This window comes from Frankia sp. CoBUL1 (genome assembly GCF_978021245.1).
The window spans coordinates 16,297-26,219 of sequence record NZ_CDXDOS010000031.1 but is presented as its reverse complement, the minus strand read 5'-3'; the positions used below and the strand labels follow the sequence as shown (position 1 = coordinate 26,219).

The 9,923-nt window shown below is 70.6% G+C and carries 6 protein-coding genes; 3 read left to right on the top strand and 3 right to left on the bottom strand.

The annotated features are described in order from the left end of the window. The 3 genes from AC08OX_RS04920 to AC08OX_RS04910 all read left to right on the top strand — a co-directional run. Window positions 1-1,111, top strand: a 1,111-nt coding sequence (locus AC08OX_RS04920) for an AraC family transcriptional regulator (protein WP_476606718.1), incomplete at its 5' end; no start/stop codon positions are given. A 733-nt stretch (window positions 1,112-1,844) separates the two neighbouring features. After that, entirely contained in the window at window positions 1,845-2,723 is an 879-nt protein-coding gene (locus AC08OX_RS04915) for an undecaprenyl-diphosphate phosphatase (RefSeq protein ID WP_476606720.1), read from the top strand. Between the two features lie 204 nt (window positions 2,724-2,927). Beyond that, window positions 2,928-5,597, top strand: coding sequence for an HAD-IC family P-type ATPase (locus AC08OX_RS04910; protein ID WP_476606717.1), 2,670 nt, complete (start codon window positions 2,928-2,930; stop codon window positions 5,595-5,597). A gap of 22 nt (window positions 5,598-5,619) precedes the next feature. Here AC08OX_RS04910 and AC08OX_RS04905 read toward each other — a convergent pair whose 3' ends face one another. The 3 genes from AC08OX_RS04905 to AC08OX_RS04895 form a co-directional block, all read right to left on the bottom strand. Beyond that, complete coding sequence (locus AC08OX_RS04905; protein ID WP_476606716.1) at window positions 5,620-7,950, bottom strand: bifunctional copper resistance protein CopD/cytochrome c oxidase assembly protein; 2,331 nt, start codon at window positions 7,948-7,950, stop codon at window positions 5,620-5,622. Window positions 7,951-7,954: 4 nt separating this feature from the next. Then, window positions 7,955-8,728, bottom strand: coding sequence for a copper resistance CopC family protein (locus tag AC08OX_RS04900; RefSeq protein WP_476606715.1), 774 nt, complete (start codon window positions 8,726-8,728; stop codon window positions 7,955-7,957). A 167-nt stretch (window positions 8,729-8,895) separates the two neighbouring features. Further along, the coding region (locus AC08OX_RS04895; RefSeq protein ID WP_476606714.1) for a hypothetical protein at window positions 8,896-9,923 on the bottom strand (1,028 nt) is incomplete at its 5' end.

Sequence of the window (9,923 nt, the reverse complement as noted above, 5' to 3'; positions counted from 1 at the left end):
GCACCCGACCGGCAACGCCGGCCGGGCATTCGGCGAGCCCTCCCACGACATCACCGAACACTTACGAATCTACGAGACGTACGACCTCGTCGATGTACCCCATCGCGACCGTCCTGGACGCTGGGAGGAGATCCTGGGCAGCGCGGTGACGCCATTCCACACTGATGTTCCTCCAGGGCGATTACCCTACTGCGCCTCGATTGAGCGTCGCTGGTTCGATGACATCGCGCTGCTGGATATCGCATGTGATCCGTGCAGGGGTGAACGTAGTCGAAATCTGATCAGCCGGACCAGCGAGGACAATATCGCGATATTCTTCGCTACCGCTGGGACTGAACGGCTTGCCATCGAGGACAAGAAGATTGTTGTCACTCCAGGAATCTTCGTCATCTGGAACAGCATGCAAAAGGTGCGGTTCGAAGTTGTCGAGCACTTCCGCAAAGTTACCCTGGTAATCCCAAGGGTGGCGCTGGAAGAGGTCTTGGAGAGCCCGTGGTTGGAAGCCGACCTCGTGGTGGATGTGAACGCTCCCGCGATTAGGTTGCTGCGCAGCTATGTCGCATCACTTGCCGGCCTCCCGCACGAGGTTCCCGCCCCCACCATAACGGCGGCCCGCAACGCGGCACTGGAGCTGGTGGCCGCGGCGGTGCGCCCCGAGGCCACGTTCACGAGTGCGATCGCTGGGGAAGCGCTGCGGCTCGCAGTGGAACGCTGGATAGCTCGGAACCTTGGCCACCGCGACGTCAGCGCCGCCGCGGCGGCCGCTGCGCAGTGTGTGTCTGTCCGCACGCTGCAGCGCAGCTTCGCCGCGACAGGAAACAGCTACAGCGCCGTCGTCCGCTCCCAGCGACTCGCACGAGCCCGCCGGGACCTGATCGAGGGATCATGCTCCATTCAGGCGATCGCCAGCCGTTGGGGTTTTGCGGACACGAGTCACTTCTGTCGAGAATTCAAACGGCTGTATGGTGCGACGCCGACTTGTTACCGTGATTCGGTCGCCTTACCGTTCGCCCACGTGGGAGATCCCGATTTTCGGGACAATCCGGACGGTGGTACGCAGCCCTCCGGAACCTCCAGAACCGCGTCCCAGACCTACAGGCCGCATGGCTGATCGTGTCGTCCGTCCGTCCGGCACTGGTCCCGGATGTCCAGGACGGGCCGGACTGGCGGCGGGGCAGGTCGGGTCTGGTCGGGTCGGGTCGGATCAGGCGGGGCGAGCGGCCGGTTGGCCCAGCCAGCGTCGCACCAGACCGGTCAGAAGCAGGATCACGGCCGTTCCGACCACTTCAATGATCACATTCGCGAGCAGGTGACTCATCGTGTAGCCTCCCAGGCGTACCGTGTCGCTCCCCGACCCTGATCGGGGCGCGCCAGACCGCCACGAGGCGGGCGGTCTGTACTTCCGGGTGACACGGTGCGGGTCGCAGATGAACAGAAAGTGAGCGATTCCGTTCGGTTGTATGGCCAGAGCGTGAACCCGCTCGTTTGTCGCGGTCCGTGACTGTCCGACGAACCGCCAGGTCAGCCCATGTGGGGGCCTGCTGCGGGGTGGACTCGGCCCGATCCGGCCGAACCCCGATCGGACCAGGTCGATCGGACCAGGTCGGAGGATCGGAGAAGGCGGGGACGCCGTCACCCAGCATCCGCCCGCATTTCACCCTTCGCTACGGTGAAGCCGTGGTCGGGTATGCGTGGATGACGCGAACAGGCCGGGCGCGGAGCCGGCAGACCAATCGTCGTTCGGCGTGGCCTCCGGACCCGGCGGCCTCGCCGGACGGGCTGAACGGACCGGATGGACCGGATGAACCGGACTCGTCTGGCTCGTGGGCCAGGTCGGCGCGTCGATGAACTTCCTCGAGGGAACGGTCCTCGGTCTCGTTCAGGGGCTCACCGAGTTTCTCCCGGTCTCGTCCAGCGCCCACCTGCGCATCGCTGCCGCGCTCGCCGGCTGGGAGGACCCGGGCGCCGCGTTCACCGCCGTGACCCAGATCGGCACCGAGACCGCCGTGCTGATCTACTTCCGCAAGGACATCGCCCGCATCGTGGCGGCGTGGGCGCGCTCGCTCACCCGCCGGGAGATGCGTAAGGACCCCGACGCCCGGACGGGCTGGCTGGTCATCCTCGGCACCCTTCCGATCGGCCTGCTCGGGGTGACGCTGCAGGACGCCATCGAGGGTCCGTTCCGCGACCTGCGGCTGATTGCCACGACGCTGATCGTGCTCGGCCTGATCCTGGGCGGCGCGGACTGGTACGCCTCGAAGGGGCGGCCGCAGGGTCGTCATTCGCCGCTCCGCCCGCGCAAGGTGCTTGAGGACTTGTCGGTGCGTGACGGGCTCCTCTATGGTCTCGCCCAGTCTGCCGCGCTGATTCCCGGCGTCTCCCGGTCCGGTGCGACGATCAGCGGGGGCCTGCTTCTCGGCTACACTCGCGAGGCTGCGGCCCGGTACTCCTTCCTGCTGGCGATGCCGGCGGTGCTGGCGTCCGGGGTCTTCGAGCTGCGTTCCATCGGTGGGAAGGATGCCGACGTCGCCTGGGGCCCGACGATCCTCGCCACGTTCGTGGCGTTCGTCACCGGCTACGCCGCGATCGCATGGTTCCTGCGGTACATCTCGACGCGCAGTTTCGCGCCCTTCGTGCTGTATCGCGTGGGGCTGGGGCTGCTGCTGTTCTCCCTGCTGGTCGGGGGTGCCCTCAGCCCCGACGCCGGTGCCCCCCCGGGCTGAACGGGCGGGGAGCCCCAGGCGCGACCCACGCGCCTACGGCCGTCAACTACGGTGGGGGTCGGCGGTCCGCGTGTGCAGACGGTGGAGGCATCTACGGGACATATCCAAACGAGTCCGAGACCCGCCCGAGGTCGGTCGGGAAACCGATAACGATTCCGCTGCCAAGCCTCCGGCAGCGGCCGCGACGGAGCGTGGAGGGACACCATGGTTCGGCGAGGGGCCGCGGGAGCGCGGCTGTCTCCGGGACGGCTCGACGACCGGAACCCGGCGCCTCCCAGCGATTCCGCGTCCGCCGCCGGGGCCGGGTCCGGACCCATCGCGATCGGTCGATCCGCCGCCGGGTTGACCGCCGCCGAGGTCGCCGAACGCCTCGCGGACGGCCGCGTCAACGACGTGCCGGTCCGCTCCAGTCGCTCGCTGCGCGACATCATCCGTGCGAACGTCCTCACCCGGATCAACGCGATCATCGGTGTTCTACTGGTCTTCGTCGCCATCGTCGGTCCATTCCAGGATGCCCTGTTCGGCGGCGTGATCATCGTGAACACCCTGGTCGGCTTGTTCCAGGAGCTGCGGGCGAAGCGCACCCTGGACCGGCTCGCCGTGGTGGGGGAGTCCCGGCCCGTCGTGCGGCGTGACGGTGTCACCCGCGAGCTCCCCGCCGCCGAGATCGTGCTGGACGACGTGATTGAGCTCGGCGCCGGCGACAAGATTCCCGTCGATGGTCTGGTCCTGGCGGCCGATCACCTGGAGGTCGACGAGTCGCTGCTCACCGGCGAGGCGGATCCGGTGCACAAGCAGCCCGGTGACATCGTCATGTCGGGCAGCTTCGTCGTCGCGGGGTCGGGGGCGTTCCGGGCGACCCGGGTTGGCCGCGAAGCCTACGCGGCCCGGCTCGCCGAGGAGGCGAGCCGGTTCACCCTGGTGCGCTCCGAGCTGCGGGGCGGCATCAGCACCATTCTGCGGGTCGTTACCTGGATGATTATTCCGGCCGGCATCGCGCTGATCGTCAGCCAGGTGGTCGTTAACGACGACGACCTGCCCGAGGCCATCCGCCGGATGGTCGCCGGACTCGTGCCGATGGTGCCGGAGGGCCTGGTGTTGCTTACGTCGGTCGCCTTCGCGGTCGGCGTGGTACGGCTGGGCCGGCGGCAGTGCCTGGTGCAGGAACTGCCCGCGATCGAGGGGCTGGCCCGCGTCGACGTCGTCTGTTTGGACAAGACCGGCACCCTCACCGAGGCTGCGATGGACGTCGTGGAGCTGCGGATCGTCGAGCCGGGCACCCTCGTGCCGAGCGTGCTCGGCGCCCTCGGCGCGGCCGACAGCCGGCCGAATCCGAGCATGCAGGCGATCATCGATGCCTATCCCGCCCCGCAGGGCTGGCAGGTGCGGGCGGACGCGCCGTTCTCCTCGGCGCGCAAGTGGAGCGGCGCGACCCTCGCCGCCGTGGGCGGGACCGAGGGCACCTGGCTGCTCGGCGCGCCCGACGTGCTGCTGGCGGCCGGTGACCGGGTGCTCGCCACCGTGGACGAGTACGGGGCGCAGGGCCTGCGGGTGCTGCTGCTCGCCCGGTTCGGCGCGTCGCTGGCGGACGCGCTGGTGGACCCGGCGACGGTGCCGGCCGGCGTCGTCCCGGTGGCGCTCGTGGTCATCGCCCAGCGGCTGCGGGCGGATGCCCCGGATACCCTGCGGTACTTCGCCGAGCAGAACGTCGCCGCCAAGATTCTCTCGGGGGACAATGCGCTGTCGGTCGGCGCGGTCGCCCGCACGCTGGGGCTGCCCGGCGCCGACGATCCCGTTGACGCCCGCACGCTGCCGACCGACCGGGCCGCGCTCGCCGACGCCCTGGAGAGCCACTCGATCTTCGGGCGGGTCAGCCCGCAGCAGAAGCGGGAGATGGTCGCGGCGTTGCAGTCGCGGGGGCACATCGTCGCGATGACCGGCGACGGCGTCAACGACGTCCTGGCGCTCAAGGACGCCGACATCGGCGTGTCGATGGGATCCGGCAGTCAGGCGACCCGCGCGGTCGCCCAGATCGTGCTGCTGAACAACAGCTTCGCGACCTTGCCGTCGGTGGTCTCCGAGGGGCGGAGAGTAATCGGCAACATCGAACGGGTCGCGAACCTGTTTCTGACCAAGACCGTCTACTCGGTCCTGCTCGCGATCGTGGTTGTGATCACGCAGGTGCCGTACCCGTTCCTCCCTCGGCATCTCACGCTCGTCGGGTCGCTGACGATCGGCATCCCGTCGTTCTTCCTGGCGCTGGCACCGAACACCGAACGGGCGCAGCCGGACTTCGTCGGTCGGGTGCTGCGCTTCGCCCTTCCCGCCGGGTTGCTCGCCGCCGCGGCGACGATGACGTCCTACCTGCTGTCCCGGTCGCACTTCTATGGTCATGACCTGGACGCCGAAACCTCGATGGCGACGCTGACGCTGTTCGGAGTCGCGCTGTGGGCACTGGCGATCGTCGCCCGTCCGTACACCTGGTGGCGCATCGCACTCGTGCTGACCATGGCGGTCGCGTTCGCGCTGGTCCTGGCCATCCCGTCCGGCCAGGAGTTCTTCCAGCTCTCCCTGGTGGGGACGACCGGGCCGTGGACGGCGGTCGGCATCGCGGCGGCGGCGGCGGTCCTGCTCGAACTCGTGTGGGTGATCACCCGCCATCAACTGACGGCGGTGGCCGCGCGGGTGGACCTGGAAACGGCGCGCCGCCCGTCGGTTCCGCAGAGCAACGTGCGGACCCTGCCCGCGGTGCGTGCCGAGGGTGCTCCTGCCGACGGCCCGCGGTCCGCGGCGGTCGTCCGTCCAGGGGTGGTCGTCCGTCCGGGCGGGCGGTCCGCGGCATCCGGTCCCGACGGCCCGCGGCCGGCGCCGTAGCCGGGGTTTCTCCCCGGCCTGCTTATCCGGAGGTCTCGGCCTCTGCGCTGGTCTCGTCTCCGGGGGTGGGCGAGGTCGTGCGTGAGGTGGTGGCTGTCGAGGTGGTGGCGGCCGCGGACGGCGTGCGCCGGGCTGGGCCGGCGGCGAGCTGGGCGAGGTAGGCGTTGTACGCGTCGAGTTCGGCGTCGACGTCACCAGCGGCGGCGATGCGCCGCTCCCGGGCCCGCGCCTGCCGCTCGTCCAGCCGGGACCACTGGGTGGCCAGCACGATCAGCACGACGAAGGTGGGAATCTCGCCGAACGACCAGGCGATGCCCCCGGCGGTCCGCTGGTCGCTGAGCGGTGAGACGCCCCAGGGCCGGACCAGGCGGTCGTACCAGCCCGAGCCGAGCAGGGCCGACGTGCTCATGATGGTCAGGCCGAGGAAGGCGTGGAACGGGACGACCGCCAGCAGCATCAGGACGCGGCCGGGATGCGGCAGCCGGCGGGGGAGCGGGTCGGTCCCGATCAGCAGCTCGAAGAACAGCACGCCGACCGCCAGGAAGTGCACGTTCATGTACAGGTGGCCGAGATGGTTGTGCATGAGAGTCGACAGCAGCGAGCTGAGGTAGAGCACGTAGAGGCTGCCGGCAAAGTTCGCCGTCACGAGCAGCGGATGGGTCAGGATGCGTACCGGCCAGGACCGCAGCGTCCTCAGCAGCCATTCGCGTGGTCCGGTGCGGTGCGGAGCCGTCGCGGGCCGCATCGCCCGCAGCGCCAGAGTCACCGGCGCGCCGAGCACCAGCGGGAGCGGGGCCAGCATGCTGAGCAGCATGTGCTGGCTCATGTGCACGCTGAGCAGGACCGGCCCGTACAGCCCGAGCCCGCTTGACGTGGCGACCACGACGACGAGCAAGCCGGCGAGCCAGGCAATGGTGCGCCCAAGCGGCCAGTGGGCGCCGCGTGCCCGTAGCCGGCGTAGGCCGGCGAGGTAGAGCAGGGCGGCGGTGACCGCGCCGGCGAGGAAGACCCAGTCGATGTGCCAGTCGGTGGCGAGCCGCGTGGCGGTGACCGGTGGGGGCATCGGGTATCCGAGCAGCGTCTGGGTCGGATCGTCGGGAACGAGTGCGTCGTTCACCGGCGGCGCCGTGCGGGACAGCCCGACGGCCAACCCGACCGTGGCCGTGAGAATGGTGAGCTCCACGCCGGCGATGCGCAGGAAACGAGCGACCGCGGTAGTCCTGTCGGTGCCGGTCTGGTCGGTGGTGCCGGTCTGGTCGGTGGTGCCGGTCTGGTCGGTGGGCGTCGTCACCGTGAGCCCGGCGACGACCCGGCGGCGCACCAGACCACCGAGCGTGACGGCGGCCAGCAGGCCTGCGGCCTTGAGCAGGACCAGCAGGCCGTAGCGGGTCTCCCACAACGGGGTGAAGCCGCCGAGCCGCAGGGCCGCACCGGCGATCCCGCTGATTGCGGTGACGGCCGCAGCCCCGGCCGCGAACCGGCTGTACCGGCGCAGCGCCGGGCCGAACAAGCCCGCCGGCAGCCGCACCGCGGTGAGCAGGCCGAGTAGACCACCCACCCATGCCGTGGCCGCCAATACGTGCACGCCGAGGGCCACCACGGCGATCGCATGATCGCCGGACGTAGCGGCGTGGCCAACCAGGATCGGCGGCACGATGCCGGCGACCGCGACAGCGAGCAGGGCCCCGGTCGCGGTCGTCGTCGTGACCGTACGGCCGATCACCGCGATGACGGCAGCCAGGGCCGCCACGACGAGTAGCGCCCGGCCCTGGGAGGTGGTGGAGACGAAGGAGCGTAGCGAGGAGACATCCAGGACGTCGCCGGCCGGGCGCGCCGAGATCTCGGACAGGGTGAACAGCAGCTCCACGAGGGTGGCCAGCATCCACAGAGCCGCGGTGTTCGCCGCGTACCGGCCGCACCGCCGGGCCGTGGGCGACAGGATGCCCACCCGGGACCCGTTGCCGGCCGCACCGTGTTTCGCCGGAAGAAGGACGGCGGCCGTGAGAAGCCACCCGATCGTCCCCACGGCGGCGATCCTGCCGACCAGACGGGCGAAAGGCAGTGCCCAATAGGTGAGCGTGCCGGACGAAGGCAGACCGGGCAGCCGCAGGGGGCCTGGCCCGAAACCGACGACCAGGGCCAGTGCCACGCATCCGGCCGCGACGGCGACGGGCGCCATCCGTCCGACCGCCGCCGTCCGTCCGCCAGCCGAGGTGGAGCGGCTGGCGGGGATGGTCCTGGTGAGAGCGGCGGTGTGCGGAGGAGCGGCCGGACCCGTGGGCGTGGTGGGGTCTGCGGGCGTGGTGGGGTTGTTCGTTATGGCGGGGTTTTTCCTGGCGGCGGGGGTGTCCATGGGGTCAGCGCGCTCCGGAGTGACGTCGCCGCAGGGCGAACAGGGTACCGCCACCGAGCGTGAGGATACCGGCGATCATGACGGGGAGTATCCAGCCACCGCCATCGTCACTGTCACCGTCACCGCCGGCCCCGTCCGCGGGTCCCGTGACGGCCGCGGACGGGGCCGGCGCGGCACCCGTGGTCGGACTCGCGGTGGCTGCCGGGGCCGGCGTTGTGGTGACCGGAGACGGGGGCGGGGATCCCTCCTGGCCCGCGGACGCCGTGCCGCCGGCAACGGTGAAGGCGAACTCGCCGCCGACCGGGTGACCGTCCTCGGACACGACCCGATAGGCCACCGTGTAGCGACCGTCGCGGAGAGCGGTGAGGCCCTGGTGGACGGTGCCGCCCTCGACGCGGGTGGCACCGGCCGTCACGCCGGCGCCGTCGGCCGCCGTGACGGCGACGTTCGTGTAGCGCGGGGACACCGGCTCGTTGAACGTCAGGATGATCTCATGTGGCGGGGCGGTGAGAGTGCTGTCCGCCACCGGGGTGGTGGTGACCAGGCGTGAATGCGCCGATGCGGGGGTGGCCAGTCCGAGTAGGAGCGCCGCCGGGACGAGCGCCGCTACGAGGCCAAGCGCCACAACCAGGCTGATCGCCGCGGCAAGGCTGGTGGGCCCCGTGCCGCCCGTACCACCGGTGGCGTGGGCGGCACCGGTGAGGTCGGCGAACCGGGTGCCGCCCCTCCCCGGGACTGCCGTGCGCCGTCTCTCAGTCAGCCTCGCCTCTGGTCGCACCCAGCAGATTCTACGCGCCGTAGAAACGTGACCACCGCGTCCGATCCAAGATAATCAACAATGTTGACGTCCTCCCGCGGCGCGTATCTTCCGCTCACTGTTTTCGCTGCCGTTGCTGCTGACGACCGGCCTCGGCTCATCGGCCGAGGCCGGTGGCGGGCCGGCGGTCAGCAGCCGCCGTCGTGGTCCACCGGAGCCGGCCGTGGATGATCGGGAAGGACGATCGGCGCGACGAGCACGGTGTCATGGCCGTCCGCGGTGGTCACGAGCGCGGGCCAGAGGCCGTCGTTGACGCAGTTCTTCGCGAATTCGCTGGCCCGGGCCGGGGGAGAGGCCAGGGACACGAATCGGCCCTCGGTCGTCGCGAGGAGCAGGTGCGCGCCGATCAGGGAGTGCCGCATTGCCTGTTCCCGGTGCCGCCGGCGGCGCGCCTCAAGGGAGACGTGATCCATCGCTTCCTCGGCCGGAAGATGCCAGCCCGAGGTGTTCACCAGTTCCGCCCGGAGCCGGACCAGGCGATGTGCTCCGGTCTCCCCGGTCTGATGTACCCAGGTCTGCAGTCCGGCGCTCAACCGCAGCTCTCCCTGCACGGCCCAGCTGTCCCAGGTGATGCGGGTCGGTTCCGCCTCGCCGTGGCCGCTCACGGTCTCCACCCGCCGACCGGAGGGGGCGCTGAACCGGACGGTGTGGGGCGGTCCGAGTCCCGCCGAGACGCCACCGCTCGCCGGACCGGCCAGCTCCCATGGATTTGGCCGTGGCGCGCTCAGGCGGGGCAGCCAGTTCCGCCGCGGCCCCGCGGCCGTCGGTACCGCGCTGCCGGGAGGCGCCGCCAACAGGTCTGTGACCGTCACCACATCGTCGACCTGGCGCGGGACGAACTCGTCCCAGCCGCGGGGCTCGGCATCTCCCGCAGGCCGGCAGCCTGGTGGAAAGCGGCCCCCGTCCCCGGGGTCACGATCCACGAAACGGACCGTCATCTGCAGGTAGCGCACCCGGACCCGCAGCGTGACGTCGGGGATGGCGGCGGGGCCGCACTCCAGGAGACACTCCGCGTGGGCGTGCGAACGCTCCCCCGGGTGGGCGAGGGCATAGCACGGTGGGGTCAGCACCCCGATCCGCCGGTCCGAGCCGCGCGTGATGGCGCGGTCGGGACGGATGGGCTCCTCGCGGTAGATCTCGGCGTCCGCGATCGCCG